At 62.2% G+C, this 26,295-nt stretch carries 30 protein-coding genes; 17 read left to right on the plus strand and 13 right to left on the minus strand.

Annotated elements, in window-relative coordinates; translation table 11 throughout:
- Positions 1-86: 86 nt before the first annotated feature.
- Positions 87-893, minus strand: coding sequence for a hypothetical protein (locus ACPFMJ_RS14760; RefSeq protein ID WP_424360724.1), 807 nt, complete (start codon positions 891-893; stop codon positions 87-89).
- A gap of 430 nt (positions 894-1,323) precedes the next feature.
- On the opposite strand from ACPFMJ_RS14760, the gene ACPFMJ_RS14765 reads away from it, so the two are divergent.
- The gene (locus ACPFMJ_RS14765) at positions 1,324-2,004 is read left to right on the plus strand and encodes a hypothetical protein (protein ID WP_424360725.1); all 681 of its coding nucleotides are present in this window, start codon (positions 1,324-1,326) and stop codon (positions 2,002-2,004) included.
- Between the two features lie 184 nt (positions 2,005-2,188).
- Positions 2,189-2,863, plus strand: a complete 675-nt coding sequence (locus tag ACPFMJ_RS14770) for a hypothetical protein (RefSeq protein WP_424360726.1) — start codon at positions 2,189-2,191, stop codon at positions 2,861-2,863.
- A 227-nt stretch (positions 2,864-3,090) separates the two neighbouring features.
- Here ACPFMJ_RS14770 and ACPFMJ_RS14775 read toward each other — a convergent pair whose 3' ends face one another.
- Positions 3,091-4,065, minus strand: a complete 975-nt coding sequence (locus ACPFMJ_RS14775; protein ID WP_424360727.1) for a DUF4118 domain-containing protein — start codon at positions 4,063-4,065, stop codon at positions 3,091-3,093.
- Between the two features lie 149 nt (positions 4,066-4,214).
- On the opposite strand from ACPFMJ_RS14775, the gene ACPFMJ_RS14780 reads away from it, so the two are divergent.
- Complete coding sequence (locus ACPFMJ_RS14780; protein WP_424360728.1) at positions 4,215-4,943, plus strand: DUF992 domain-containing protein; 729 nt, start codon at positions 4,215-4,217, stop codon at positions 4,941-4,943.
- A gap of 958 nt (positions 4,944-5,901) precedes the next feature.
- Here the strand turns inward: ACPFMJ_RS14780 and ACPFMJ_RS14785 are convergent.
- A complete protein-coding gene (locus ACPFMJ_RS14785; protein WP_424363940.1) occupies positions 5,902-6,138 on the minus strand; it encodes a hypothetical protein in 237 nt (78 codons plus the stop codon).
- Between ACPFMJ_RS14785 and ACPFMJ_RS14790 the strand changes: the two genes are divergently transcribed.
- Positions 6,028-6,552, plus strand: coding sequence for an extensin family protein (locus ACPFMJ_RS14790; RefSeq protein ID WP_424363875.1), 525 nt, complete (start codon positions 6,028-6,030; stop codon positions 6,550-6,552). The genes ACPFMJ_RS14785 and ACPFMJ_RS14790 overlap by 111 nt on opposite strands.
- 146 nt (positions 6,553-6,698) lie before the next feature.
- Here ACPFMJ_RS14790 and ACPFMJ_RS14795 read toward each other — a convergent pair whose 3' ends face one another.
- Complete coding sequence (locus ACPFMJ_RS14795) at positions 6,699-7,175, minus strand: M15 family metallopeptidase (RefSeq protein ID WP_424360729.1); 477 nt, start codon at positions 7,173-7,175, stop codon at positions 6,699-6,701.
- A 658-nt stretch (positions 7,176-7,833) separates the two neighbouring features.
- Between ACPFMJ_RS14795 and ACPFMJ_RS14800 the strand changes: the two genes are divergently transcribed.
- Positions 7,834-7,962 carry a hypothetical protein gene (locus ACPFMJ_RS14800; RefSeq protein ID WP_424360730.1) on the plus strand — a complete coding sequence of 43 codons (129 nt, stop codon included), beginning with the start codon at positions 7,834-7,836 and terminating at the stop codon, positions 7,960-7,962.
- 9 nt (positions 7,963-7,971) lie between these two features.
- Here the strand turns inward: ACPFMJ_RS14800 and ACPFMJ_RS14805 are convergent, their stop codons facing one another.
- Genes ACPFMJ_RS14805 through ACPFMJ_RS14825 form a run of 5 tightly spaced genes read right to left on the minus strand, consistent with a single transcriptional unit; the run spans position 7,972 to position 12,289 of the window.
- Positions 7,972-8,496 (minus strand): lipocalin family protein, encoded by a 525-nt coding sequence (locus ACPFMJ_RS14805; RefSeq protein ID WP_424360731.1) that lies wholly within the window; start codon positions 8,494-8,496, stop codon positions 7,972-7,974.
- Between the two features lie 23 nt (positions 8,497-8,519).
- On the minus strand, positions 8,520-8,909 hold the full coding sequence (locus tag ACPFMJ_RS14810) for a DUF2147 domain-containing protein (protein WP_424360732.1): 390 nt from the start codon (positions 8,907-8,909) through the stop codon (positions 8,520-8,522).
- Between the two features lie 15 nt (positions 8,910-8,924).
- Positions 8,925-10,163 carry a class I SAM-dependent methyltransferase gene (locus ACPFMJ_RS14815; protein WP_424360733.1) on the minus strand — a complete coding sequence of 413 codons (1,239 nt, stop codon included), beginning with the start codon at positions 10,161-10,163 and terminating at the stop codon, positions 8,925-8,927.
- Positions 10,151-10,957 carry a DUF1365 domain-containing protein gene (locus tag ACPFMJ_RS14820; protein WP_424360734.1) on the minus strand — a complete coding sequence of 269 codons (807 nt, stop codon included), beginning with the start codon at positions 10,955-10,957 and terminating at the stop codon, positions 10,151-10,153. The genes ACPFMJ_RS14815 and ACPFMJ_RS14820 overlap by 13 nt, the downstream gene beginning before the upstream one ends.
- Before the next feature lie 9 nt (positions 10,958-10,966).
- Entirely contained in the window at positions 10,967-12,289 is a 1,323-nt protein-coding gene (locus ACPFMJ_RS14825) for an NAD(P)/FAD-dependent oxidoreductase (RefSeq protein ID WP_424360735.1), read from the minus strand.
- Between the two features lie 163 nt (positions 12,290-12,452).
- Here ACPFMJ_RS14825 and ACPFMJ_RS14830 point away from each other — a divergent pair, with 163 nt between their 5' ends.
- From ACPFMJ_RS14830 to ACPFMJ_RS14850, 5 genes are read left to right on the plus strand one after another with little or no spacing between them, the layout of a single operon-like run.
- Positions 12,453-13,115: a sigma-70 family RNA polymerase sigma factor gene (locus ACPFMJ_RS14830; RefSeq protein WP_424360736.1), complete on the plus strand. Its 663-nt coding sequence runs from the start codon at positions 12,453-12,455 to the stop codon at positions 13,113-13,115.
- The gene (locus ACPFMJ_RS14835) at positions 13,112-13,777 is read left to right on the plus strand and encodes a ChrR family anti-sigma-E factor (protein ID WP_424360737.1); all 666 of its coding nucleotides are present in this window, start codon (positions 13,112-13,114) and stop codon (positions 13,775-13,777) included. The genes ACPFMJ_RS14830 and ACPFMJ_RS14835 overlap by 4 nt, the downstream gene beginning before the upstream one ends.
- Positions 13,774-14,577 (plus strand): DUF1295 domain-containing protein, encoded by an 804-nt coding sequence (locus ACPFMJ_RS14840; protein ID WP_424360738.1) that lies wholly within the window; start codon positions 13,774-13,776, stop codon positions 14,575-14,577. Before ACPFMJ_RS14835 ends, ACPFMJ_RS14840 begins: the two co-directional genes overlap by 4 nt.
- A gap of 24 nt (positions 14,578-14,601) precedes the next feature.
- Positions 14,602-15,633, plus strand: a complete 1,032-nt coding sequence (locus ACPFMJ_RS14845) for an SAM-dependent methyltransferase (RefSeq protein WP_424360739.1) — start codon at positions 14,602-14,604, stop codon at positions 15,631-15,633.
- Positions 15,626-16,198 carry a hypothetical protein gene (locus ACPFMJ_RS14850; protein WP_424360740.1) on the plus strand — a complete coding sequence of 191 codons (573 nt, stop codon included), beginning with the start codon at positions 15,626-15,628 and terminating at the stop codon, positions 16,196-16,198. Before ACPFMJ_RS14845 ends, ACPFMJ_RS14850 begins: the two co-directional genes overlap by 8 nt.
- A 4-nt stretch (positions 16,199-16,202) precedes the next feature.
- Here the strand turns inward: ACPFMJ_RS14850 and ACPFMJ_RS14855 are convergent, their stop codons facing one another.
- Positions 16,203-16,607: a DUF2177 family protein gene (locus ACPFMJ_RS14855; RefSeq protein ID WP_424360741.1), complete on the minus strand. Its 405-nt coding sequence runs from the start codon at positions 16,605-16,607 to the stop codon at positions 16,203-16,205.
- Positions 16,608-17,121: 514 nt separating this feature from the next.
- Between ACPFMJ_RS14855 and ACPFMJ_RS14860 the strand changes: the two genes are divergently transcribed.
- Positions 17,122-18,057, plus strand: coding sequence for a class I SAM-dependent methyltransferase (locus tag ACPFMJ_RS14860; protein WP_424360742.1), 936 nt, complete (start codon positions 17,122-17,124; stop codon positions 18,055-18,057).
- A gap of 1 nt (position 18,058) precedes the next feature.
- On the opposite strand, the gene ACPFMJ_RS14865 is transcribed toward ACPFMJ_RS14860, so the two are convergent.
- Positions 18,059-18,886 carry an alpha/beta hydrolase gene (locus ACPFMJ_RS14865; protein ID WP_424360743.1) on the minus strand — a complete coding sequence of 276 codons (828 nt, stop codon included), beginning with the start codon at positions 18,884-18,886 and terminating at the stop codon, positions 18,059-18,061.
- A 412-nt stretch (positions 18,887-19,298) separates the two neighbouring features.
- Here ACPFMJ_RS14865 and ACPFMJ_RS14870 point away from each other — a divergent pair, with 412 nt between their 5' ends.
- From ACPFMJ_RS14870 to ACPFMJ_RS14895, 6 genes are all read left to right on the plus strand, one after another.
- Entirely contained in the window at positions 19,299-19,454 is a 156-nt protein-coding gene (locus tag ACPFMJ_RS14870) for a DNA methyltransferase (protein WP_424360744.1), read from the plus strand.
- Positions 19,455-19,929: 475 nt separating this feature from the next.
- On the plus strand, positions 19,930-20,622 hold the full coding sequence (locus ACPFMJ_RS14875; RefSeq protein WP_424360745.1) for a cytochrome c oxidase assembly protein: 693 nt from the start codon (positions 19,930-19,932) through the stop codon (positions 20,620-20,622).
- A gap of 4 nt (positions 20,623-20,626) precedes the next feature.
- Positions 20,627-21,766 carry a c-type cytochrome gene (locus ACPFMJ_RS14880; RefSeq protein ID WP_424360746.1) on the plus strand — a complete coding sequence of 380 codons (1,140 nt, stop codon included), beginning with the start codon at positions 20,627-20,629 and terminating at the stop codon, positions 21,764-21,766.
- Positions 21,767-21,770: 4 nt separating this feature from the next.
- Entirely contained in the window at positions 21,771-22,763 is a 993-nt protein-coding gene (gene coxB, locus ACPFMJ_RS14885; RefSeq protein WP_424360747.1) for a cytochrome c oxidase subunit II, read from the plus strand.
- 94 nt (positions 22,764-22,857) lie between these two features.
- Positions 22,858-25,371, plus strand: coding sequence for a cytochrome c oxidase subunit I (ctaD, locus tag ACPFMJ_RS14890; RefSeq protein WP_424363876.1), 2,514 nt, complete (start codon positions 22,858-22,860; stop codon positions 25,369-25,371).
- 16 nt (positions 25,372-25,387) lie between these two features.
- Entirely contained in the window at positions 25,388-25,720 is a 333-nt protein-coding gene (locus ACPFMJ_RS14895; RefSeq protein ID WP_424360748.1) for a hypothetical protein, read from the plus strand.
- A 21-nt stretch (positions 25,721-25,741) separates the two neighbouring features.
- Here the strand turns inward: ACPFMJ_RS14895 and ACPFMJ_RS14900 are convergent, their stop codons facing one another.
- Together ACPFMJ_RS14900 and ACPFMJ_RS14905 are read right to left on the minus strand one after the other, a co-directional pair.
- Positions 25,742-26,164: a hypothetical protein gene (locus ACPFMJ_RS14900; protein WP_424360749.1), complete on the minus strand. Its 423-nt coding sequence runs from the start codon at positions 26,162-26,164 to the stop codon at positions 25,742-25,744.
- On the minus strand, positions 26,161-26,289 hold the full coding sequence (locus ACPFMJ_RS14905; RefSeq protein ID WP_424360750.1) for a YetF domain-containing protein: 129 nt from the start codon (positions 26,287-26,289) through the stop codon (positions 26,161-26,163). The genes ACPFMJ_RS14900 and ACPFMJ_RS14905 overlap by 4 nt, the downstream gene beginning before the upstream one ends.
- Between the last annotated feature and the right edge of the window lie 6 nt (positions 26,290-26,295).

The following is a 26,295-nucleotide window of genomic DNA, read 5'->3' on the forward strand; positions in this document are numbered from 1 at the left end:
GACGAACTGATGAAGCCCACGCAAGAAGCCTTCGCTCTCGATCGTTCCCAGCACGCCAGGCGGCGCGCGCAGCAGTCGCCGGACAGCTAATTGCTCCCGGATGGCTTGGAGCTTCCGGTGGCATCTGACGAGTTATTTGGTTGCTTCGCCGCCTCCTTCGCGAGATCTGCGCGGAGCGTCACGATATCGGCGACAAGCCTCCTCTTTCGTTCGTCGATCGGCTCCTTCACGATCCTTTGGAAATCATCCCTGGACGCGCCATAGAATGCCACGCCGAGGCCTGTGAGTCTTTTTTCCAGATCGCTGCATTTTATTTCGATGACCTTAGTGAGCGTTTCGGCGGACTCGCTGGAAGACGGCACAAGGCTTTTCATCTCCGCGGCCAGGCAATTATCGAAAGCGCTCGACGCTTCCTTCAGAAATTTCGTCCTCTCGAATTCGACTTCCTTCGTATGATCCTGAGGAAGGCTCCCTGTTTCTTCTCCGGCCGGCGGTTGCGCAGGCCGCCTTTTTTCGTTCTCACGTCGTATCTTTTCGGCGTAGGCGGCTTGTTCGAATGAAGAGCGGAGCTCCGGCTGAATTGACGAATAGGCGGCCCGAATCACGGCATTTGCCTCGCTCCGGCTAAAATTGCCGCGAAAAAGCGCGTCGCGCGCTTGATCGATTTGAAAGCCGCAAGCCGGGCGGAGCGAACTCTCGATGCGTTCAAAGGTATTCGCCGGCTCTTTTTTGGCGGCCTGTCCCAGGAACTGCTTGGCGCATTCCGCATATGCGGCAAGATGCGGCTTTACATGGGACGCAATGAATTGATCCGCTCCTTGAGCGGAGGCGAAGGAAGACGCGGCTAGAAAGCAGCAAAAGCTTAAGGAGATAAGCCGGACGATTTTGCCCATATTGCACCTTTGGAAGGCCGGAACGCGCTATCATTTTCGCGTCCGCGAAAAACGAGCGCGAGGCGACGACGATCTGATGCTTGCGAATCAAGATTCAAAGAATCTACCCCGGAAAGGACGGGCGCAAAAGCAAACGAATCAAGAACTTAGTTCACGCATCGCTTCATTGGGAATATTTACCCGTTTTACAAGCCTTTCATCGTCTGCGCCCCCGCGGCTTTCTTTGCTCATTGGTGCGCGCGGCGGGCAAAACTGAAGACGGCGCCATTTCGCCGCGATTCTCGCGCATGTCTTTGCGATAGGCTGCAATCCAAGGTGAGGGGGTCCTGCCGTGAACGATCTCATTGCTCCGCCTGACCCGCAAAAGAAATGCGAACCGGCAAGCCTTCCAGTCGAATATGTGATCGATGCGCGGCCCCGCCGCTCCGCCATGGCCCGTCTCGGTTTAGCTGGCGCCTTTGCCGGCGGTTTACTTGCGTTCGCGTGGTCCGCGATGGCGCCAACGCCCGACAGACCGAAGCCCGCGCAACAGTCCGAAGCAGCGAAGCCACAAGAGGCGCCTCAGACCGCATCGAATGACGTCGCCGGGCGCCAGATCCTCGCCTTGCAGACCGAAGTGCAGGCGCTTCGCGCCAAGCTCGATGAGTTGGAAAAGCGTCAGTCGGAGCGGGACGCGGCCGCGCAAGCCGAACCCGCAAACATCCGTAATCAGACTCAGCTCCGGCGGGAGCCGCGCGAGATCGCGCAGCCAGCAGAGCCGCGCGAGATTTCGCAACCAACGGAGCCGCCGGCCGAGGGCGCGTCGGAAAAGCCTGCCGTCACGACGGTGGGGCGGGCGCCCAGAACGCTGCTTGGCTACAAGGTCCGCGACGTCTATCGCGGTTCGGCCCTGATCGAGACGGGCCGCGGCGTGACGAGTGTCGCCGTTGGGGATGTGTTGCCGGGCGCCGGCCAAGTGACGGCGATTCAAAAACGGGCGGGCCGTTGGATCGTGGCGACGGAAAGCGGCGAGATCGCGGGGGACATGCGCCGGCAGGCGCGCGCGGAACCGCCACGCCGGCATTTTGCGCCTGCTCCCTATCCGTCGTCGTTCTTTTACCTGCCGTTCTGATCGGATCTCCTGACGAGCGGCGGGCAAACAGCGGTCTGACGGCGAGGGACGGGCAAGCAGAGGAACTGTGCCCGCGCAAATAGCCAAGTCTGATTCGTTTTCGCGTGCAATTGTCGCCGGTTAAAGCCCGGGTTCCAGAGCCGCAAGCTGGTCAATAACAAGAAGCGAGGAACAGGAGCACTGTATGAAAGAGGTTCTTCTCAGCGACTGGACCCTCGCAGCATTCATGCAAAGAGAAGAAGAGCGACGTAGGAAGGAGCAAACCGAGGCGCCTGTTGCTCCCCTTCAGAAGCAAACGCAGCGCAGCGCAGAACCTCTTCGCAGCGACTTGACGATTGCGGCTTTGCAAAAGAGATTCGTCGCCCTGGAGCAACGAATCGAAACTCTGGAACAAATGGTAGGGGAGCGGCGCCGGAAAGAGCCGGCTGAGGCGCCTGCCGTCGCCCCAAGAGCAGAGACGCCGCGAAGCGAACCCACTCCCGTCGAGCCTGTTTTAGTAGCGCAAACGGCTCGGGTCGCCGCAGCCAGGATGGAAGACCTGCGAGTGGAAGCCCCTGCCTTCGCCAGCGAGCAAAGGCTGAAGCGAAGTGAGCCCGAGCCTTTAAAGGCCGATGCGCGAGGCTCTATGGCGAGAGATTCGATTGACTTTCGCCCGCCGCAGGCGCCGCATGTAGAGCCGAGCCATAAAAAGGCCGGCGGCCTAACCTCCTTCATGATCACGGCTCTAACCGCGGCGACAATTGGTTTTGGCGCAGCGATTTATGAGGTTCCGGTCGAGAAGGCCGTCGAGTTTCGATCGCTGGCGAAGCGCGGCCTCGACACTATCTACGAGGGCCTCTCATCGTCAGTGAAACAATAGTCCAGTCGAGATGGCCGTGGCGCATGCTGCTCCGCTCCGGCTGCAGTTGTCGGAGGCGCGCTTGCAACAGCATTGAACGCGAACGCATGCTTGGCGGTTGCAGGATCTTAGGCGCGGGGCAAAACCTGGATTTTAAGAGCGATGGCGCCGCCCTCGGGTTATTAGGTTGAGCACGACGTCGACGTCCTCGCCAAGTTGCCGCCTAACGCTCGTATCGTAAGCGCAGTTCAGGGGCCGGAGAACTCGACGCGTAACGACGTTCCAGCCTCCTGTGCTATCTCCAACGGGCCACCAAGTTGCTTTGCAAAAGACTCCATAATGCCCATGCCGAGGGAGCGTGCTTGCGCATCTATCACCTCGGCAGACATACCGGGCCCATCATCCTTGATCAGAAGATGGAGATGACCGCTCTCATCCTTCGACAGCGCGACATCAAAGCGTGTGCCTAGTCCCTTCGAGAAAACATGCTTTGCAGCGTTGAGAGCCGCTTCGTTCACCAGGAGCGTTATCGCCGTCATCCGATCTATGGAAAGGTCGGGCATATCGCCAATGTCAACCTGGAACGTCACCGGTAGCTCGCGGAATGCGTTGGACAGCATCTCTCGAAGCAGTGTGTTAAGCCCATAGGTGAACGCTGTCCCGTCGTTAAGGCGACGATGCAACTGCGACATCGCCATGATGCGCTCCTCGGCGTCGACTAGCGTTTCCGCCGCCACCACGGGGTTGCGCAGGTTGCGCTGAGCGTGCCGGAGCAAAGACACAACAAGTTGCAGATTATTGGCTACGCGATGCTGCAGTTCGCTGAACAAGACGTCCTTTGCGGCGTTCGCTAGTTCGACACGCCTGATCGTCTCTCGCAGAGCTGCGACCAGAAGGATGAAAAACGCGCCAACAAGCAGAAATCCGCCGACCGTCCCAACCGTCGTTTGGTCCTTTACGGCGAACGAGTGGAAAGGCTCGATGAAGAAATACCACGCTGTCAAAGCGGACAGGACCAGTACGAAGACTCCCTGTCGCCAGCCACATATCAGAGTGGCAACCGCTATTGCGGGCCAGAAAGTGAGAAACTTCATCCCGTCTAATACCGGATCGAACAGGACCCGCAATGCGACGCTTGTGGTGAACAAGCCAAGCGCTACCGTCCATGACAAGGGACCTTTGCGCTTGATCGAGAAAGTATGGATTTTGTGGACCCACGGCATCGTTCACCCCCGTCGCTGCGTGGCTTGTTATTAACTAGGCGTCACCCCGTCTGTTCCGTGGAGAGGCTTTTCACAGCGCCATGCCGATAACAGGAAAGCCTTTGTCTACAAGGTCGTGCGAAACGCATTCATGAAATTTCGTTGCAGCAATGCTGTTTGGTCTTCGTTTGAAAACAGTGTTCTCGGGGACGGCCTCGCCTTGCGAGCCGCTGCTTTTGAAAAGACAGGCGATGAATCCACAGTGGTTGCCGCTCGAACTCGCTCCAAACCCGCGTATTTCCTCAACCGAAGCAATTGTTGTAGCCTCTGCCGTCCCCTTCAAGACGGGGCTGCTTTTTAGGAGGATACGCATGTTTCCGCTTGGATTTCAGCAACGGCTTCGCGTCTTTGCGTTTCTTGCTGCGCTCGCGCCGGGCGTTGGGTTGGCTCAATCACTCAAGGTTGGCGTCCTGCAGTGTCACCTTTCGGGTGGCGTTGGAATGATTCTGATGCAGAATCAGGCGCTCGACTGCGTTTTCCGGAGCCAATCCGGAGGCCCAACCTCCCACTACATCGGCCGCCTGACCAATGTTGGCGCAAACATCGGCATCAGCGGCCCGGGGAGGATGGTCTGGGGCGTTTTGGCCGCGACGAACAACCTCGCGCCCGGCGCGCTGGCAGGCGATTTTGTAGGAGCGCAAGGCTCCGTCGCGGTCGGGGCAGGCGCCGGCGGGGCTGTGCTCGTCGGCGGCTCGAATCAGTCAATTTCCCTGCAGCCAATCTCTGTCTCTGTCGGCACCGGCCTGAATTTGTCCGCGGGAATCGGCAGTCTAAACCTGCAATACATGCCGGTTACGCCACCGCCACCGTTCCCTCGCCTCCCGCGAACAGCCTGGTGACTGTCTTTCAGCTGCGAGTGCGGTTCCATCAGAGATCAGAAGCGGGGCTCTGCAAGAGCTTCGCCTCAGCGCGCTCCGCCGAGGCGGAGCTTGCGCAAATGCCGGGACCGGCCCCCAGGATATTCTGCTACCCGCCGTAATCAGGTTGAGCGCGGCGTCGACGATACGCCGCATGCTCACGCGCCAGAACGGCGGCGATCTCCGCGCCATCTTGACGCGTGAGCACAAGTGCAATCCTCCGCGTCGCCGCCGAGCGCGCCTCGCATTTGCAAACGTCGATGCTTCGCCAGTGCAGGCTTTACCCCTGGAGCGGGGCAAATCGGATCGGAACCATCAAAAGCTCGCAGCGTTTCCGTGATACGCGCTCGAAATTTGGAGGGTACGATGGAACGACGGTCGTTTTTGCGGTTGTTATGCGCGGGAATAGGCGCACTGTCGATTGCAGAACCCGTGAACGCTCTGGGTATGTTTGCGCCTTTAGCTCCCGACGACGCCAGGTCGGCTGAAACGCCAGAGAAAAGCGTCGCGACGCCAAAAGATATGGAAGCGGTACGGGTTGAAAAAGTTTGGCACGGCCATTGGCGCCGAGTGAACCGTCGTCATTATCGGCGCGTTACGCGACGGGTTTATCGCCGTCACTACTATTACCGCCGCCCTTACCATTACTAACCGAGAAGCGGCTTCCGCAAGGATTTCGCCCGCTGCTGGACGCGTGCGCGTCCAGCGAATCGGGACAGGCGGCGCCGCTTATGCAATGGACCGTCTTGGGTCGAATATGCGTTCTTTGGGAATGTCGTTGCTACTAACGAAACCCTCCGATCAAAGCGGCATCGTGAATGTCTCAAATTTATGTGTTTTGATCTTGCAAGCGCTTCCCGCGCGGTTTCTGGCTCACGGATCTCGTGGGTGGAGCGCGGCCGTTAGCCTGCTTTTGGCGTTAGGAGCCAGCGAGCTACATTCACAGCCCCTGCCGCCGAGAAGGCCGCCAGAGCCTGGATCTGCGAGGCTCGCTCACCCCCGCGAAGCCCAAGAGGTCGACGCGCTCGACGCCGAGACCTGCCTCGCTCGACTGGCCGAGCTGGAGATAGAGTTCCACAAGGAGGCGGCGCCGTCTGTCGCCGAGGCTTGCGCCGTCGCCATACCGGTCCGCCTTCAGAGTCTTGTCGTCCGCCACGGCTTCGGCGGCCTCATCCATTTTCCCGCTCGGCCGCTGGTCGATTGTCGCTTGGCCGAACCCTTGGCCTTGTGGATCGGCAGGGTGGTCGCCCCCGTGCTTGCAGAAAGTTTCTCCTCCTCCCTAAGGACGGTGAGGACAGGGCCGGGCTTTGAATGCCGCAACCGCAACAATGAAACCGCCGGGAAGATGAGCGCGCATGCGATCGGGTTCGCCCTCGACATTTCTGGATTCGAGCTGGCGAACGGGAAAGCGCTGTCCATCGGATCAACTGGCGAACCTGTCGTGCAGGAGGCGCTCCAGACCGTGCGCACCGCCGCATGCGGCTGGTTCACGACGGTGTTGGGCCCCGGCTCGGACGCCGCTCACGAAGACCATCTCCACGTCGACATCCAGCCGCATGGCGCCAACGGGCGCTACCGGATCTGTGAATAGCCCTGCTTGCCGGTTGGATCGGGCGCGCCATAGCCCATTCGGCTTAGATCAATTCTCGAGGCGCGTGCGCAACTGTTCCCGCAGGCTGCTTTTCGCGTGCGAGAAAAGTTCGCGCATAGGACGGTGAGGCCTTTTTCCCAAGGCGCTCAATGACCATCGTTCGAGAAATGCTGATAATCGACGCTTCTTCTCCAATGCCCTCCCCAACGCCAACCCTGTCGCGCAAAGGCTCTGGTCACAACGTCGCCGTCGACGATTAGGCCCACGACATCGCGACTTCGCTTGGCGGGCTGGTCATAGTCTCTTCCTGCTTCCGGCGCGGTAATGTCTCCTTCCCGGTAAGGGTTCTGCACGGGGTTGATATCTACGGCCAGGCCCAAAGCGTGCCGCGACATCGCGCCGCGATCTGTGGTTCGACAGTTGAACGCGCTGGTATTGTTGGCCGCCATCGACCGGTCGTCATCGCCGTCAAATTCGTCGATCAAGGACATTCGATAGATCCGAAACTTTCTGGAATTATAGATTTCCTGAAAAGCGGCCGCGACTTTTGTTGCAACGCTTTTCGCTACAATCATCAAGCCGACCTGTGTGGCGCCGTCGAAATCTAGGTAGGGTATCCGCAACAGAGCGAGTTCGGTTCTTGCGGGGCATGGTAGCTCGGCACGCCAGGACCTCCCCTGCATGTGACTCCATATCTCATCCGGAATCGGGCTAACCGAAGCTCTGGCGCGTTCTGCGCGTGCGTCGGTCCCTGCCTGCAATGACAGCAGAAGCGCAGTCGCTAACGCGGTTTTGAAGCGGTTGCTTCGGAGCATTCAAGTCCTCGTGGCGTCTCTTCGCGAAGCAGATTTTTTACTCCTTAGGGGGCGGGGCTTCAAACGGAGCTTCTTTTGCCGAGCGTCTCGCGTCGCTCACCCTGTGCCGCGCGCGCCTGGGACCAAGCGCTGACAGACATCCAATGCCGGCCGGTCGGCTTGGCGCTCAGAGGCGGCCGGGTTGGGGATGGCTCCGCTGGAGGGGCTTTGCGGCGTAGCTTCTGTCAGGACAGAAACTGAAGGCGGCGTTGGCGCTCGCCGCCGAGGACCAAGAGTTTCGCCCGCCGGCGATGCCCGCTGTGCCCGCAAGCCCAGCGGGGCAAGGCGCGCAAGGCCGTGCTCGCCCCGGAACAGGTCGCCCAGCTTCCTCGAGGCGGCCCGGCACGACGAGGAATGCGTCTACGTCGCCTTCCCCTTCCTCGCCGGCGCTCGGCCCTCGTAGCAGCTGCGCCTGCTTGGGGATGACGTGGACTTCGACGCCAACCTCATCCACATTCGCCGCATTCAGCTCAGTTACGGAACGCTTTCGGAGTTCACCAAGACGGCCGCCGGCGCGCACAAGACCCGAAAGTCGGCGACCGCGCCGCGCCTGTAGCGCGGGCGTCTATTCGCTCCAGGGAAATTCGAGCTTCGACGTATCGTAGCCGAGGCGCCGCGTGCGGTTGACCAGTTCCGTCAGCTGCTTTCGCGATGGCGGTTTGCGCGTGAAGATGAAGACATTGTCGAGCGTCGGACTGGTCTCGATGAACCAGCTATAGTCCGCCGCGTGGTCGACGATGTTATATTCGACAGAGAGCAGCGGATTGTATCGCACCATCAGCTTCGAATTGACGCCCGGATCGAGAATTTCCGCCTCGCCGTTCAGCACGGTCTCCTCGGCGCCCTTGCGGCAGGCGTCGCGCACGAGAAAGCGGTCCGGCGCGGCCCCGCGCGCATACCCCGTCGTGCCCTTGATGCAGCCATCGGTGATCCACATCGGACGACGCGCAACTTCCAGCCATGTTCCCCTGTAGAAGCGGGCCGGATCGATCGGCCGTGCGGCGTGGTCCTGCGCCAGCGCGTCGACGCCAGCGCCAAAAGCGAAAAGCGCGAGAAGCGCGGAAAGCGGACGGATGGTCTGGCCTCTCATTTTTGCTCCTCCAACGCGACAGCTCAGCGCGACACCCGCGTCCAGCTGATCGATTTGCAGACAATGCCGGCAAGCACGCAGCCGCGCGTCTGCATCGCCTCCGGCCCGTAATTGATCTCCAGGCTGTAATTGAGCTTGCGCTGCGGATCATAGGCCGTGCCGGACATGGACGAGCCCGCGCCCGAGACCTTCATCACCAGGCGATCGCCGACATGTTCGCCGCTCGACGGGTCGCGGATCCAGGTATTGATCGCGCAGAGCGCGCCGCCGCAGGGCGCGATGCGCACGCGCGCATTGCCGTCGCCGCGCGCCCAATTGCCGACTATCCCTTCGCTCCTCGCCTGAGCAGGCGGGAGGATGAGCGCCGATGCGACAAGCATGGCGAAGCTTTGAACTTTAAGATATTTGCGCATCGCTTCCTCCTGTCGTCACGCATGCGTAAGTCGATACAGGCCGACATCAATCGCCCCGGCGCGGAACCCGCCCTCGCAATAGCAGAGGTAGTAATCCCACAGCCGCCTGAAGGACGGATCGAAACCCAGCGCTTCGATCTCGTGCCAGTTCGCATGGAAGCGATGCCGCCAGTCGACCAGCGTTCGCGCATAGCCCTCGCCGAATGTCTCGACCGTTTCGAGGCGCAGGCCGGCGCGCGCCGCTTCTTCGTGGAGCGCGCGCGGACAAGGCAGCGCGCCGCCCGGGAAGATGTAGCGCTGAATGAAGTCCGGCGTGCTCATATACTTGTCGAAGCGGCAGTCCTCGATCGTGATCGCCTGCAGCACGATATGGCCGCCTTTCGCGAGCCGATCGCGCAATGCAGCGAAATAGACCGGCCAGTAATCGCGGCCGACCGCTTCGATCATTTCGATGGACACGATCCGGTCGAAGACGCCGCCGACGTCGCGATAGTCCTGAAGCCGCAGATCGACTTGCGCCTGCAGTCCGCGCCTCGAAACGACATCCTGCGCATTGGCGAGTTGCTCCTTCGAGAGTGTCAGGCCGGTGATCGCGCCGGCGCCGGCTTTCGCCATTTCGGGCGCGAGACCGCCCCAGCCACAGCCGATTTCGAGAACTGTTTCACCCTTATGGGCGTCGAGCAGCTCGATCACACGGTCGATCTTGTTGCGCTGCGCCTGTTCGAGCGTGTCATCATCCGATCGGTAGATGCCGGAGGAATAGAACATCTGCGGGTCGAGCCACAGGCGGTAGAACGGATTGCCGAGATCGTAATGCGCGGCGATGTTGCGCCGGCTGCCTGAGCGCGAATTGGCGCGCAACCTATGCATCAGCCAGTTGGCGAAGCGCGCTGGCGAGGAGCCCTCTACCGCGCGCATGAAGGCGTCGCCATTCACCGCCGCGACTTCGATCGCCGCCGCGAGATTGGGGCTGCTCCACTCGCCGCGAATAAAGGCCTCGGCAAAGGCGACGTCGCCCGAAAGCAACAGGCCGCGCAGAGCGGACATCTTGTGAATGACGATGGTGGCTTCCGGTCCACTTCGCGCGCCGCGGCAGTCGACGCGCGTTCCATCGGGCAGGACGAAAGTCAGCCGACCCTTTTCCATGGCCGCCATCACTTTGCGCAGAACGAGCGTTGCGAGTCCCATGCCGCTCCCGCCGATACGGCTGGAGAGCGAAAAGGATGGCGTGCCGGGGGAAATCAGATCTGACATGAAAGGCTTTCCTTTTCCCTGTTCTTGTTGGCGACGACGGTGATAGCGCGGCCAGGCGGCGGTGGCCGCACATGCAGCCCGACGCCCTTGAGCCAGATCAGCAACGCTTCGTAATGAATGCCCGCGATCACTTTCAGCGTGAGCAGCGGATGCGAGAGGAAGACTCGTATCAGCGCGCGATCGTCGAGCGCCTCGCGCGAAAGACGCTGCGTGGCGAACAGCATGTCGCCGTCTTCGTCGGCCACCGAGATCGAGATGGCGTAGTCCTCATCCGGCGGCTTGATCCGGAAGCTGTAAGCCATGTCCATCGCCATGAAGGGCGAAACATAAAACTGCTTCGCGCAGGCGTGGCGTAGCACGCGCCCCTCTGTCCCGACCGGAAAAAGATAGCAGTGACGCTGGCCGAATGTGTTGTGGACCTCGTAGAGGATCGCCTGCAGCGCGCCATCGACGCGGTAGCAGAAGAAGATGCTGAGTGGATTGAAGCCGTAGCCGAGAATGCGCGGCATCGTCAGCAGGCGGATCGCGCCGCCTTTGGCCTCAAGACCGGCGTCAAGAAGCACCGCCTCGACCTCGCCGCGAAGATCGCCGCTGCGCGCGAAGAGATGGTCCTGCGGGTTGAAACCGAAAAGATTGAACCGCCCGAGCGAAAACACCCGAAGTTTGCGATCGAGCGTCGGCAATTCGTCGAGATCCAGCAGCAGCGCAAAAATGCGATAGCGCAGCCGATGCGATTTTGGCCGAAGCCGCCGGTGCGCGACCGAGCCGACATAGAGCGCGGAAGTCATCCCCATGATCCGCTCCTATGCCATTGGCGCCGGGCCGACATGAATGCGGCTGGATTCATTTTCGACGGTCCATGGCCGGCGCACGCCGCCGAGTTGCTCGGCGACGGCAAGGCCCGCCTGCAACCCGTCCTCGTGAAATCCGGCGCCGAAATAGGCGCCGCAGAACCAGGTGCGCCGCACGCCCTGCAGCGACCAGAGTTCGCGCTGCGCGTCGATGGCGGCGAGATCGAAAATCGGATGTTCGTAAACGAAGCGCCGGTAGATGAGATCTTCTCGCGGCGGCGTCATCGCGTTCAGCGTGACGAAGAGGGGAGTCGACGGCTCTAGCCCTTGCAGGCGATTCATCCAGTAGGTGACGCAAAGCGGCGCGTCTGGCCCCGACGCAAGATAGTTCCAGCTCGACCAGATGGAACGCAGTTTCGGCATCAGCCGCGCGTCGCCATGAAGGATTGTTTCGTTGCGGCTGTATTTGAAACAGGACAGCAGGCGCGTTTCCTCGGCCGAAGGATCGGCGAGCATGCCCAGCGCCTGATCGGCATGGGCGGCGATCACGACATGATCAAAGCGCCGTGAGCCGCCGGGCCATTCAACGGTGACGCCATCGGCGTCGCGCGTTACGCGCTGGATCGGCGCATTGAGTAGGACACGTTCGCCGACAGGGGCAATCAGCTTCCTGACATATTCCCGGCTTCCGCCGGCGACCGTTCGCCAGAGGGGACGCCCCGCGATCTTCAGCAGACCGTGATTTTCGCAAAAGCGCGTAAAAGCCTTCGCTGGATAGGCGGCGACGTCGCGGGCCGGCAGCGACCAGATCGCCGCCGCCATCGGATAGAGGTGATCCTCACGAAACGGCGCGCCATAGCGATGCGCGTCGAGATATTCGCCGAGCGTCATGCCGTCCATTCGCGCGATATGGCCGGGGGCTTCTGCGTAAAAGCGGCGGATGTCGAGCAGCATCGACCAGAAGCGACGACTGACAATGTTCTTCTTCTGCGCAAAGAGCGTGAAGAGGTCATTGCCCGCATATTCCAGCGCGCCATTCGCGATCGACACCGCGAAAGTCATCTCGGTAGGATTGGTGGCCACGTCGAGATGGCGGAAGAGACCGGTCAGGTTCGGATAGGCGGGCTCATTATAGACGATAAAGCCTGTATCGACGGCGATGGCGCCGTCCGGCCCCATGACGTCGACAGTATTGCTGTGTCCGCCGGCATAATCGCCCTGCTCGAAGACGGTGACGTCATGGGCGCCGGATAGCAGCCACGACGCGGAAAGCCCCGCGACGCCGGCGCCGAGCACGGCGACTTTCAGTCGCTTATTCAAGCTACTAGCCGCCATCCGCCGCCTCTTGCGAAAAATCTTTTTGGCACGCTGTCACAGTTGTGTCCTTTGCAAACCGACTTGTTATACGCTCGGACTTGGCGGTTGGATCACTGGCGCCGACTTTGCGGAAAATGGCGGGCCTGTGATCCAAACTCGCGGGCCGCCCGTAGAAGGGAGCATGATTGGCATCGTTGCTACACAAGCGATCGAGACCGCTGAACCGAGATGCGCGACGGGCCTCCCCGCGCTCAGAACGGCGCCGATGATTGTGCGGACGACTCCCGCCACATTGTCGGCAGCAGAGGCGAGCGGCCTCATCCGCGAGATCGCCGACGCGCATGATCGACAGGCATTCGCGGTCCTGTTCGCTTATTATTTTCCGCGCGTGAAGGCGTACATGTTGCGCGTCGGCGCGTCGCCCGCCGCGGCGGAGGAGTTGGCGCAGGAGACGCTCCTGCGCGTCTGGCGCAGAGCCGCGAGCTTCGATCCCGCCGTCGCCGCGGCCTCGACCTGGGTATTCGTCATCGCCCGCAACCTGCGCATCGATCGCCTCCGCGGCGAGCGCAGCGCCGACGCCTTCGATCCCGATCCAAGCGACGAGCCCGACTCGCCGCCGACCGGCGAGGCGCTCGCCATTTTGAATGAACGCCGCTCACGCGTGCGCGACGCGCTTGCCGCGCTGTCCGCGGAGCAGGCGCGCATCATCGAACTCTTCTATTTCGAGGAGCTTTCGCACTCGGAGATCGCGCGCATTCTCGATTTGCCGCTCGGCACCGTGAAATCGCGCGTCCGGCTGGCGATCCAGCGCCTGCGCGCGGGGCTCGAGGATCTCGGATCATGACGGATTTCTGCCGCGCGCCCGAAGACCTTCTGCTGCGTCATGCGGCAGGCGCCCTCGACCCCGCATTTTCGCTGCTCATCGAGACGCATCTTTCAATGTCGCCCGTGTCGCGGCGGCTGCATGGGCGGTTCGAGGCGCTGGGCGGCGCGCTGCTCGACGAAATCGAGCCCGCTCATGTCGATCCGGCCGCGCTGAACCGCGCGCTCAATGCGCTTGAGGATGCGGAGCCGGCGATCTCTGGCGATGCAGATGCGCCGAGGGCCGGAAAGCATCCCGACATGCCGGAGGGATTTTCCTTGCCAGCGCCCCTTCGCGCCGTCGACATCGGCCCATGGCGCTGGATTGCGCCAGGCGTGCGCTCCGCGCGCATCGCTTTGCCGGTCTCATCCGCTGCGCGGGCTTTTATGCTGGAGATTGCGGCCGGGGTCACTGTTCCCCGCCACGGCCATGAGGGCGATGAAGCGACATGCGTGCTGCGCGGCGGATTCCGCGATCGCGCCGCGCAGTTCGGGCCGGGCGACGTCGCGCAGGTGGATGAGACGATCGAGCACGACATTGTGGTCGATCCCGGGGTTCCATGTCTCTGTCTCATCGCCATGGAGGGACGCACGGTGCCGAGCAGCTGGTTCGGCCGCCTCTATCAGAAGTTCAGGGACATATGAGCGTCAGCCTTCTCTTTGTCGCGACGGCCTGTGGCCTTTCCACGCTGATGGCCTTTGCGTGGCTGCTGCAGCGCAAGACCGGACAGTCGGGTTGGATCGATGCGACCTGGTCCTTCGCTATCGGCGCCGCGGGCGCGTTCCTCTCGCTTGCGCCGATCGACGGAGAGGGGCCCGGGGCGCGGCAATATATCGTGGCCGCCTTCGCTGTGGCGGGCGCGGCGCGGCTCGGTCTTCACATCGTCGCGCGCAGTATCAATGCGGCCGAAGACCCGCGCTATCACGAACTTGCCCTCGAATGGGGCGCGGATTTTCCGCGACGCTTGTTTGGCTTTCTTCAGATTCAGGCGGCCTGCGCGTTTCTGCTGTCTCTCGCGGTCTTTCTCGCGGCGCGCAATCCGATCGCTTTCCCGGCGCTCACCGACTTTGTCGGCGTCGCCATTCTCGTCGCGGCGATCGGCGGCGAAGCCTGGTCCGACGCGACGCTCGCGCGCTTTCGCGCGACACGAGGTCCGGGCAAGAGCGTCTGCATGGACGGGCCATGGGCGTGGTCGCGGCATCCAAACTACTTTTTCCAGTGGCTGAGCTGGGTGGGTTTCGCGGTCATCGCGATGGATGTCACGGGCGCCTGGCCGCAGGGTTGGTTCGCCCTCCTCGCGCCAGCCTTCATGTATTGGCTGCTCACATATGTGTCCGTCGTGCCGCCGCTCGAAAAACATATGTTGGCGTCGCGCGGCGCCGCGTTTCGCGCCTACCAGGCGCAGGTCAACGTCTTTTTTCCGGGGCCGCAAAAGCGCGCGTGAAATCGCTTTTCTGGAGGATAACGCATGTCACTGATCGCTTCCGCCGTCAGCGTCGTCGAACGCGCGCCGCTACCCGACGCCGTCCTGCGCATGGGCGTCGGTTATCTCGTCGGCCGCACCCGCGAGCGTCTCAGCGCGGCGCCGCCAACCTCTGTCGACGCCTTTGCGCGGGAGATGGCCAATTATCCCATCGCCATCCATACGCGCGAAGCCAACGCCCAGCATTACGAAGTGCCGGCGCGCTTCTTCGAGCTGGCGCTCGGTCCGCGCCGCAAATATTCCTGCTGTTATTACGAAAGGCCCGAGACGACGCTCGCCGAGGCGGAAGTGCGCGCGCTGGAAGAAACCGTGCGGCATGCCGACCTTGCAGATGGCCAGAGCATCCTGGAGCTCGGCTGCGGCTGGGGATCGCTCTCGCTCTTCATGGCGCAAACCTTCCCGAATGCGCGCATCACCGCCGTCTCCAACTCATCTAGCCAGCGCGCCCATATAGAAGCCGAGATCGCGCGGCAGGGATTGGCGAATTTGCGCGTGATCACCGCCGACATGAACGACTTCAAGACGGAGGGACCGTTCGACCGCATCGTGTCGGTCGAGATGTTCGAGCACATGTCCAACTGGCGCCCGCTTCTTTCGCGCGTCCGTGAATGGCTCGCAGCGGACGGGAAGCTGTTCATCCACATCTTCACCCATCGCAATCAGCCTTACCGCTTCGACCACAAAGAGAAGGCGGACTGGATTGCGCAGCACTTCTTTACAGGCGGAATCATGCCGAGCCGCCAGCTCATTCACAGCTTTGGCGATCTCTTCGAGGTCGAACAGGAATGGCTCTGGAACGGCGTCCATTACCAGCGCACGGCGCTGGACTGGCTGCGCAATTTCGATGCGCGGCGCGACGAGATCGACGCAGTGCTGCGGGAAGCCTATGGCGCCGACGCCGCATTGTGGCGCCGGCGCTGGCGGCTGTTCTTCCTCGCGACCGAAGGCCTCTTCGGCGACAGCAATGGCGAGGAATGGGCGGTGAACCATTATCGTCTGCGTCCGTCACGTGGCTGATTTCGAGGCGCTGTGGCGGCGTGTGCGCGACTACGCCGCCGCCCCCGATCCGCTGACCGCGACCTCAAACAGGCTGGCGCTGATCCTCGCGTCAAACCAGCCTTTCTATCCATTTTACGTGCGCTGGGTCACAGGGGAAGCAAATCCGCTTCTCGCGATGACGCTCTTGTCGACGCCGTTCTTCCTGGCGTCGCCTTGGGTCGCGCGACGTCTGCCGGATGTCGGGCGATTGTGGTTTCCGGCAGTCGGCGCGATCAACACCTTCTTCTGCGCTTTCGTGTTCGGCCAGGGATCCGGTGTAGAATTCTTTCTCGCGCCCTGTCTCACCATCGCCGCCCTTTCCTGCCGTCGGACGCATATCCGCGCCCTTGCCGGTTACGTGGCCGCGCTTCTCGGCGGATACCTGTTACTGCACGGGAATTACGGCACCCCACTCTACCCGCTGGATGCACGCCAGCAGGACGCTCTCGGCTCCCTCAATTTCTATAGCGCCCTGACGTTGAGCGCGATCGCTGTGTGGATGTTCCTGCCCGCGCGGCGACACTCTCTGCGCATGACGCGGTGAGACGTTACGGGTTGCAGCGTCTGGCCGCGAGATAACCGGCTGTGGCGGCGACCGCCGTGAGCAACGCGCCCCAGCACAGATCGACGAGCGTCACCAGCACCGGCCAGAGCTTTAGCGTCGCCTGATTGGTCAGATCATATGTGCCATAGGCGACAAGGCCCAGCACGGCGCCGTTCAGCGCCGCCTTGCGCCAGTCGTCATCCTTCAGCGCCGGCGCCGCCGCAAAATAGACGACGCCGAAGAGATAGAGCGCATAAAAGGCGATCGCCGGCCCGTCCCTGAACTCATCAGCAAGCAGCGGCCCGAGCTGCGGGCGATAGAGACGCTCCGCCATCGACGACACCCAGATCGCATCCAGCGCCACCATGCTCAAAGCGGCCCCTGCATAGGCAGAGATAAGGCGAAACATCGCAGCTCCCCAAAGACCCCGTTGCTATTTACGAACAGGACCGGCAAGCGGATCAGCGAAACCAGCTTAGTGGGCCGCTTTCCGGAATCGCGCCGACGGCCTCATTCTACCCGGAGCTCCATCAGACCATCGGATGCGCGGCGACGAGGACGCGGCGGCGGCGCTCGATACGGCCTACGGACGAGGCGGCGGGTAAACGCCGGACGGGATTTTCAGGGATTGCTGCGGCGGTCGCGCCGACGTTTGCGCACCGCTGATCGCCGATCTTTCTCCCTGCTGCACAAAGCCCGCTCCCGACGATGCTCAGCCTGGATCGAATGGACGCCAGGGCAAAGCACGCGGAGGCGCGCGGAGGCCAGCTGATGCTTGGACCGGCTGAGTTGCGCCCAACAATCGAAAAAATCAATATGTTTATTCGAAAAATACGATTTTACTATGTAGCGTCGATGACAGAGACTGAGCTTCTTCTAAACCAAAGCGCAAGCCGGTTATCCAATTGCGGAGTTCAGAACCGATGCTCAAGGACCTCCGTGAAACAGGCGATCCCTCGGCTCGGGCGTGTTCACAGGAACAAGCAACGCCTCGGCACGACACAAGCGGCCCGCCACAATCCAATCAGTCCGCTCTCTGCAAGAACGATTCAGCCTCGTACCCGCTTGGCTATTCATCGCAGGAGGCATCCCGGCTCGAGCAGCAGGCTGCTTTTCTGAATAAAACGACTGAGGAACTCCTCATGTGCGCGGGTCTGCGCCCTGGCATGCGCGTCCTCGATATCGGCTGTGGCATGGGCGACGTGTCGTTGCTGGCCGCGAAAATCGTCGGTGCGACGGGATCGGTTGTCGGCGTAGACCGCGACCCTGAAGGCCTGAACCGCGCCCGTACCCGCGCATACGACGCCCAGATCGCCAATGTCGAGTTTCGGCAGGCCGAGCTTCCCCATATCTACGGGGCCACGCAGTTCGACGCCATCGTAGGACGGCTGGTTTTGATTTATTTCCCAGATGCAGCCGCGGCCCTGCGCGAATTGCTGCGCCTAGTCGTTCCTGGCGGCGTCGTTGCATTTCATGAGCCCGACCTTTCCCGCATGGGCGCCGTTCCGCCGATCCCGTCCGTCGCTGAAAGCGTCGCGCGCCTGAATCTCGTCTTCGAACGCTGCGGCTTTAATCCCCGCATCGGCGTGTCCATCGGGCGGGTCTTCAACGAGGCAGGCCTCTCGCCATCCCTAGTTGGCGCGACGCGCATGGAGCAGGGCGGCGGCGGCTTTTGTCCGACCTGGCTTGCTACTACGATCAGAAGCCTGGCGCCCACAATGATCAAAGTGGGAGTGGCCACAGAGGCGGAGATCGAGATCGACACGCTGGATCAGCGCATCCGCGAAGAGGCAGACGCCGCTAACGCGCTTCTACTCGGCCCCCTGATGGTGGGCGCCTGGGCCATAAAGCCTGCCTAACTTAAGCGACAAGTTGAATGCGCTGAAGGCCCTCGCTCACCCAATGGGCGATCGCATCGGCGACGCTTTCCCAACCAGGTTCAAGCATCATGTCATGCGCCATGGGGAAGATGATCGGCTGCGTGGCGTAGGATGCCGCAATTTCGTTTTGCGTCTTGACCGGAAAAATTGCGTCCTTCTCGGCGCCCAGTACGAGAACCGGGGTTCCTTTCGCCGGTGTGCAAAGGTCGCCAAGGAGCATGTCCAGATAAGCAAAGAACGCTTCGTTCCCTAACTTCGAGGCATAGAATTCTGCATCCTTGTCCGGCACGGATTCGGAAAAGAACAAGCGCTTGACGCGGTCCGGCGTTGAAACAACCAGTTCAGGTCGTAGAGTTAGATTGGCTTGGAGCACGAGGAGCGGATCCGTGCGGATCAGCTTTCCGACAAACCCCGCAACGCCGCTCGGAGGCATTGAGGCCAACAGAACTGCCCCTGGCAGGCGGCGCCGCTCCATGAGCTTTTGCGTTAGGAAACCGCCCATCGAATGGCCAACGACGACTGGGGAGGCGAACAGGCTGTCTGCGACCTCCTCTATATCGTCCACGAAGTCGCGCACGCGCGTTGTGCGCAACCGCTCATGTCCCGCGCTGTTCCCATGACCCCGAAGGCTCATCGCGAAAACGTCAAAACCGTGCTTGGAGACTCGCTCCAGGAAGCCAAAATCCCAGCACCATGCCCCGTGCCAGGCGCCATGAACGAACAAGAGTGGTGGATTTGTCCTACCGGGGTCGCCGTTCCGACGAATGACCTCCAGCCGCGGATGTCTCGGATGCTCAGATCCCTGCATTGCTTGGCTCCCATCGGGCCTGCCGGCGCTGCGTCCTTTTCGGGCTGTTGGATCTCTGCATATCTGGCGATCGGTTAAGTTCTCCTTAGACGATTGTTCTACGGGTTTCTGCGATTGAGCTTGGCTGGAAAGACAAGAGCCTTGGCTAAGATTCGGTTTCTGCGACAACCGCTCGGTCGAGGCGGCCTTCGACGCCTCCGCCCGCCGCCCAGCCGACCTCGGTTCTCGAGCGGAGCTTGTGAAAATGCCGGGACCGGCGCCCACGATGTTCCTAATTCCGCCGCCGCTCACTTGCCCATAGGCGAGGCCGCCGGTGACATAAGGTAGAAAACCGGTCGATGGCGTAGCCGAGACAAAGCCGGGACGTTCCAAACCAGTCCAGCGCGATCACGAGGTCGTTAAGCCCGTGGCCATGCTCGAGGATGCACTGCTCGATCTGGCGAAGATCGGCGATCTCGTGCTCGACCCTTTCCTGGGTTCGGGCTCGACGTTGATGGCCGCCGCGAAGACGGGTCGCGTCTGCCCCGGTCTTGAGCTCGACCCGCTTTACGCCGATGAGCTTCGATAAGAACTTTCGCCTGACTGAAAGGAGTTCGAGTCCGCGCGCGGTCCTCGCGATCGTGGGGAGTACTATGGCAGCGGACGTAAGCGCAGCGGATTACCATCGGCCCGGACGGGATCGTGACCCCGACAATTACGACAGACGCGAGACGTACCCCCGCGACAATAGGCGCTAAAGCTGAGGAAACGGAGAAAGCCATGACGTCGGGAAGGCTGGCGGCGTCATTCTCGCAGAGATCACCAAAATCGAGAGAATTCTTCAGGAGCCTCTCAGGGAACCCGGAACGATTGAAGTAAAACGATTCCGGGCTCCCTTCGGGCGCCGTGAAAGAGCCCGTCGCAAAGTTAAGAACAAAATGCCTAGTTATGGCGGGGAGCCCCTGCCGCTGAGAATTCTGGAATAATCCATTCCTCGAAATCGCGCCCGCTTAAACCAGATAACGACGCAGACACCTTTGCTGGCTCTGGAGGCGCTCGAGAGAATGCCAACCCACGAGAGCGAATTCCTTCTAGTACGCGGCGGAGGGTCTCGCTGTTATGGGCGTCTTGCGAGTCTCGCCTTTGCCGTCGCTCTGATTTTCGCCGGGTTTGCGACCTGGAGCGACGCGGCCTTTGCCCCTCGCAGCTCGCATATGACGCTTCACATTGTCACAATGAACGCCATCGCGCCGCTCGCCGCGATCGGCTGGCTGCGACTTCCACCAGCGCGCCGCATTTCTTCTATGGATCGCACGCTTGTCGCTGGGCTCTTGTTGCAGATCGGCGTTCTTTACGCCTGGCATCTGCCCGGCGTCGTCGCAACGGCTGAAGGCCGTCCGTTCTTCCACGCTGCGATGCATATCGCGCTTCTCGGCTCGGCGATCCTTTTCTGGGTCGCGATCCTGTCGCTGCAAGGAGCCGCGCTGTGGCGCGGCTTCATGGCGCTTATTCTGACCGGGAAGCTCGCCTGCCTCCTGGGCGCGCTACTTCTTCTTGCGCCGGGCGTCCTCGATGGCGGAACCAGAGCCGCACCGGACGCAGAGCTCGATGACCAGCGCTTTGCCGGGCTGATGATGCTCGCCGCTTGTCCCGTGTTCTATCTTGCGACCGCCGTCCACATGGCGGTGAGATGGCTCAAGGAGGTCGAAGCCGGCGCGGCGCGCCTTTCCGACCGCCGAGTCTCGAAATCGGGCTGACTCAATGGCCAAAGCGAGGACCTGGCGCTACGTGATGACGGCGGCGGGCGCGCTGGGCGCCGCAGTCCTCGGCGCCCTCCTGTTTATGGCGAGCGGCCTGTATGACATCGGCGCCAGCAAGCCGCATCTTGCCGTGACTCACTGGCTGCTGGATTTCGCGAAGCGTCGCTCGATCGAGACGCAGAGCATCTTGATCCGCGCGCCGGCCTCGCTCGAGGATCTGGATCTCGTTACGCTCGGCGCCGCACATTATCGTGGCGGCTGTGCGCCATGTCACGGAGCCCCGGGAGAGCCTCGCAATCCGATCGCGTCCAGCATGTTGCCGCAGCCGGCCGATCTGCTTCGCGTCGCGCCGTCATGGACGTCGGCCCAGCTGTACTGGATTGTCAGAAACGGGTTCAAATATACCGGGATGCCCGCGTGGCCCGATGTCGCGCGTGAGGATGAGGTATGGGCCCTCGTCGCATTCCTTCGCACCCTGCCCACGATGACACCGGAACATTATGCGCGGCTTTCGGCCGGGGGGCTCGCATCTCCCAGTCGAAGCGGGCGCGAGATCGCCGAATTCGGGGCCGGGGTCGACGCGCTTTCACGCTGTGCGCGCTGTCACGATCCACCGGCTCCCGGCGCCGCGAGCGCGCTTGTCCCGAGGCTCGCGGGTCAGTCTCGCGCCTATCTGGAACTGGCGCTGCGCGATTATGCGGAAGGCCGGAGGGCGAGCGGCGTCATGCGTCCCGTCGTGGCCGAACTGGACAAGGAGAGCATTGGCCTTCTCGCTGGCTATTACGCCGAACTGCCGCCAATGCGCAGCGCGGCCGCGCCCGAGGACGCAGGGATGAAGCGCGGCAGGACGATTGCGGAGCGCGGAGACCCGGAAACCGGCGTCCCTGCGTGCCTCGCCTGCCACGGCGCCGCGAGCGCCGCGACATTTCCGCGTCTCGATGGCCAGAGCGCGCGCTATCTCGAATCGCAATTGCGTCTGTTGAAAAGCGGCCAGCGCGGGGAGTCGGTTCAGAGCCGGATCATGGCCGTGATTGCGGCAAGACTGAGCGACGAGCAGATCGACAGCGTAACCCGTTACTTCGCAAGCGTGCAGCCGGCTGCGAAGCCTGCGCCGTCGACGCAGCGACCCGCACGGCGGTGACGCGATGCGCCGCGACGCAAGAACCTTCCTTCTCGTAGCCCTAGCGCTGTTCGCAGCCGGTTGCGAGGGCGTACAGTCGGCGCTTGCGCCCGAAGGCGTGCATGCCGAGCGCTCGGCCTTTCTGTTCTGGGCGATGACCATCGGCGGGACCTTGATTTTTGCCGCCCTGATCGTTCTGACCGGCTTCGCGCTTCTTGCTCCGCGCCGCTCGCGTCAGTGGATGACTCAGGAGTCCCTTCTGATCGGCGCCGGAGTCGTTTTTCCGGTCGTCACCCTCTCCGTCTTGCTGACCTACGGCTTCATCGTCACAGGAAGGCCCGTTTCAGGCGACGGCGAGCCGCGACCGATCGAGATCGCCGTCGACGGGCGGCGTTGGTGGTGGAGTGTGACTTATCGGGACGAAGATAATCGCCCGGTCGTCTCCGCCAATGAATTGCGCATCCCCGCTGGCCGGCCTGTCGCGATCAAACTGACGAGCCCGGATGTCATTCACAGCTTCTGGATCCCGAAGCTGGCCGGAAAGCTCGACATGATTCCCGGCCGCGTCAACCTGTTGACGCTGAACGCACGGCGCGTCGGCGTCATGCGCGGCCAATGCGCTGAATATTGCGGAGGCGCTCACGCCCTTATGGCGTTCAACGTCGTCGTCATGGCCCCCGAGGCATTCGAGGCATGGCTCCGACGGGAGCGCGCGTCAGCGCTGGAGCCCGCCGACGCGCTGGCGCAGCAAGGGAAAGCCCTGTTCTTCGCCACGGGCTGCAACGCCTGCCACAGCATCCGCGGCGCGGCGGCGGCGAGCGAGCTGGGTCCCGATCTCACCCATGTCGGCGGCCGCACCTCGATCGGGGCCGCCACGCTCGGCGTCGACAAGGCGAATTTCGCGCGCTGGATCAGGGACAACCAACACATCAAGCCGGGCAATCTGATGCCGGCCTATGGCATCTTCACGCCGGGCCAGCTCGACGCGCTGGCTTCCTACCTTGCGGGCCTCCACTAGCAGGCTGCGCTTGAGCGCGCTTGCGGCCGCTCTACCTGCAACGTCAGCCGCACCCGGTGAAGGAGCGCTCGTGCAAGATGATGCCGCCTCCCGCGTGAAGCTCCCCAACGAGACGCCGCGTCCCGCTGGCGAACGCGAGGAGCTGGAGCGCATCTGGGCGCTTCCGCGCGGACTGCGCAGGCTCACGGCCGTCAACAACACCTCGATCGGCCTGCTCTACATCGGCGCCGCTTTCGCATTTTTTCTTCTGGCGGGCGTGCTTGCGCTGTTGATGCGCATGCAACTCGCCGTCGGCGACAATCGCCTTCTCTCACAGGAGAGATACAATCAGATCTTCACGGTCCACGGGACCACGATGATGTTTCTTTTCGCGGTCCCCGCCGTAGAGGCGCTGGGCGTCATCCTGCTTCCGCAAATGCTGGCCGCGCGCGATTTGCCCTTCCCGCGCCTGAGCGCCTTCGCCATTTGGGCCTACGTCATCGGCGGCGCCGTCTTCTTTGCGACGATCTTTTACGACCTCGCGCCGGATGGCGGCTGGTTCATGTATCCTCCACTGACATTGACCCGGTACTCGCCCGGCGACAACGCCGACTTCTGGCTTCTGGGCATCGGCTTCATCGAAATATCCGCCATCGCCGGCGCAATTGAAATCATCGTTGGCACGTTACGCACGCGGCCGCCTGGAATGTCGCTCGACAAGATGCCAATCTTCGCGTGGTCCATGCTGATCTTCGCCGCGATGATCGTCTTTGCGTTTCCGGCAGTGATCCTCGCCACCATGCTGCTCGAGATCGAGCGGTCTTTCGGCTGGCCCTTCTTCACGGCGGCGAAAGGCGGCGACGCGCTGCTGTGGCAACATCTGTTCTGGTTCTTCGGACATCCCGAAGTTTACATCATCTTCCTGCCCGCCGCCGGCCTCGTGTCGATGATCATTCCAACCATGGCTCAAACGCCGCTCGTCGGATACCGCCTCATCGTCGTCGCGCTGATCGCGACCGGCTTCTTCAGCTTCGGCCTGTGGGTGCATCATATGTTCAGCACCGGCCTGCCCGCGTTGAGCCTGGGCTTCTTCTCCGCGGCAAGTATGGCCGTCGCGATCCCGTCAGGCATTCAGGTGTTCGCCTGGCTTGCGACGATCGCATCGAGCGAGCGCTTTCGGTTGACGACCGCTTCGATGTTCATCCTGGGATTTCTCTTCATCTTCGTGCTCGGCGGGCTCACCGGCGTGATGGTCGCGCTCGTGCCGTTCGACCAGCAGGTCCATGACACCTATTTCGTCGTCGCGCATCTCCATTATGTGCTCGTCGGCGGCATGGTGTTTCCGCTGTTTGCGACATTCTACTACTGGGCTCCCATGGTCAGCCGCAACATGCTCTCGGAGCGGCTCGGAAGCTTTGTCTTCTGGCTCATGTTCATCGGCTTCAATGTGACGTTCTTTCCCATGCACCTCACCGGCCTCATGGGCATGCCGCGCCGAGTCTGGACCTATCCTCACGCCATGGGCTGGGACAATCTCAACCTCGTCTCCACGGCGGGAGCCTTCATCCTTGCGGCCGGCGTTGCGCTCTTCGTCATCGATATCGCCATCCGGTTCAGGCCCAGCGCTGTGACGACTGGCAATCCCTGGGGCGCCGGCACGCTGGAATGGCTGCCGACGGATGTTTATTCGACGCGCAGTATTCCCTATGTCGTTAGCCGCGAACCTTTGTGGGATCAGCCGGACCTTGCGCGTGACGTCGAGGCGGGCGCCTATTATCTGCCGAACGCGCCGACGGGTCGGCGCGAGACGATCGTCACATCGCCGATTTTCGCCGAGCCGGAATATGTCGTCTTGATGCCAGGTCCGGGCTGGGCGCATTTCTTCGCAGCCGTGTTCACCGCCGCATTTTTTCTTCTGCTCACCGTCAAGGCGGTGGCTCCGGCGCTGATCTGCGGGCTCGCCGCCATCGCCGCATGTTTCATCTGGGCGTGGGAGCTCGATCCCGGTCCGGCGAAGGGCAGGATACCCATCGGCGACGGGATCGAGGCGCCAACCTATGTGACGGGTCCGTCATCGCATTCCTGGTGGGCGATGGTCGTGCTGCTGCTGGTCGCCGCCTCCCTCTATCTCTCCTATGCCTTTTCCTATCTCTACCTGTGGACGGTCGACCCGAAGAACTGGCCGGGCGGAAATGCGCTCCCGAGTCTTCACTGGCCGATCGGGTCCTCGGCCCTCGCGCTCTGCGGCGCCGCGGCCTTTGCTCTCGGCGGGCGCCTGCTGCCGCGTCCCGGCCGCGCCGGCGCGTGGACCATGCTGATGATCGTCGTCGGGACTGTCAGTCTGGTCGGAGCGATCGGCGCCGACATTGCAGGGTTTTGGCGCGTGGGCCTGCGCGCCACGGACAGCGCTTATGGCGCGATGGTCTACATGTCCACGCTGCTCAATGGCCAGCTTGCGATCACCATCGCGATCATGGGCGCCTATGCCCTCGCGCGGCTGATTGTCCGCAAGCTCGACGCTGGTCGTCGCGTCTCCTTCGATAATATGGCGGTGCTCGCTTACTACACGGCCGGACAGATCCTGTTCAGTCTGCTTCTGGTCCACGGTTTTCCGAGGGTCAGCAATTGAGACGCGGAGAGGCGTTTTGACGCGCGCGCTGTTTCGGACGCTTTTCGGGCCGCTGCTGTGGGCGGTCCATTTCTCGCTGCTCTACCTGCTTCACACTGCTTTTTGCGTCATGGACGTTCGGATTGGCGATCCCGCCGGCGTGATGCTGGCGTCGAGCGTGTTTTTGACAGTCGGCGCAGTGGCTCTCCTTGCATGGTTCTTCGTCCTGCGCTGGCGCAGCGCCTCCCTCCAGCCGGCGAAGGCCTTTCTGGACGAGGCGTCGCTGCTGCTGGTGGTTCTTTCCGCCGCCGGCGTCGTCTGGGCGGGCGCCGCCGCGGGGTTTATCCACGCCTGCGCGCCCCTGCGTTAGGCTCGCGGCCCTCCTTCCCTCTCAGGGATGCGCCACGGTTGCATGGAAGGCGAGATGCGAAGCCGCGGTAATGTCGACCCTAAAATCCACCCGATGCCCGATTTGCGCGCCCTCGGGGCGGATCGCGACCCGCAACCTGTATGCGTCGTCATGGGGAAGCGTAACCATGCCGCTGCGACCCTGCTTTCCATGGAAGCTGAAGACGGGCGCTTTTGCTGAAAGCGGGCTCACCGAAACCTCGAGCCATCTTATGCGCGCGGAGTGGATTTCGATCTTGACGCGCTGGCCCGCGCGGCCGTGGAAAACGTCCTCATGTGTCTCCGAGCCCTGCAGCGTCCCTCGCACATGGATGGGCAAGTGACCGTAATGGCGCCCCTGCGAGACGGCAAAGGCGGGCGTTGCATTGAGAGCCAAAAGGAGAGCCGCGAGGAAAGCGGGTTTCATTCTTCCTGTCCCTTTCGAGCCGCGCTCGCGGCTCGTTTCGTGTTGAGCCCGACCGAAATCGTGCCGTCGTTTTCCAATATCGCAAAACGGACCCTTGAGAGCGAGGCGCAGCCCTCGCGCCGCAAGGCTTC

Origin of the sequence: Methylocystis parvus, from assembly GCF_049675845.1 — a bacterium.
Taxonomy (GTDB): domain Bacteria; phylum Pseudomonadota; class Alphaproteobacteria; order Rhizobiales; family Beijerinckiaceae; genus Methylocystis; species Methylocystis parvus_A.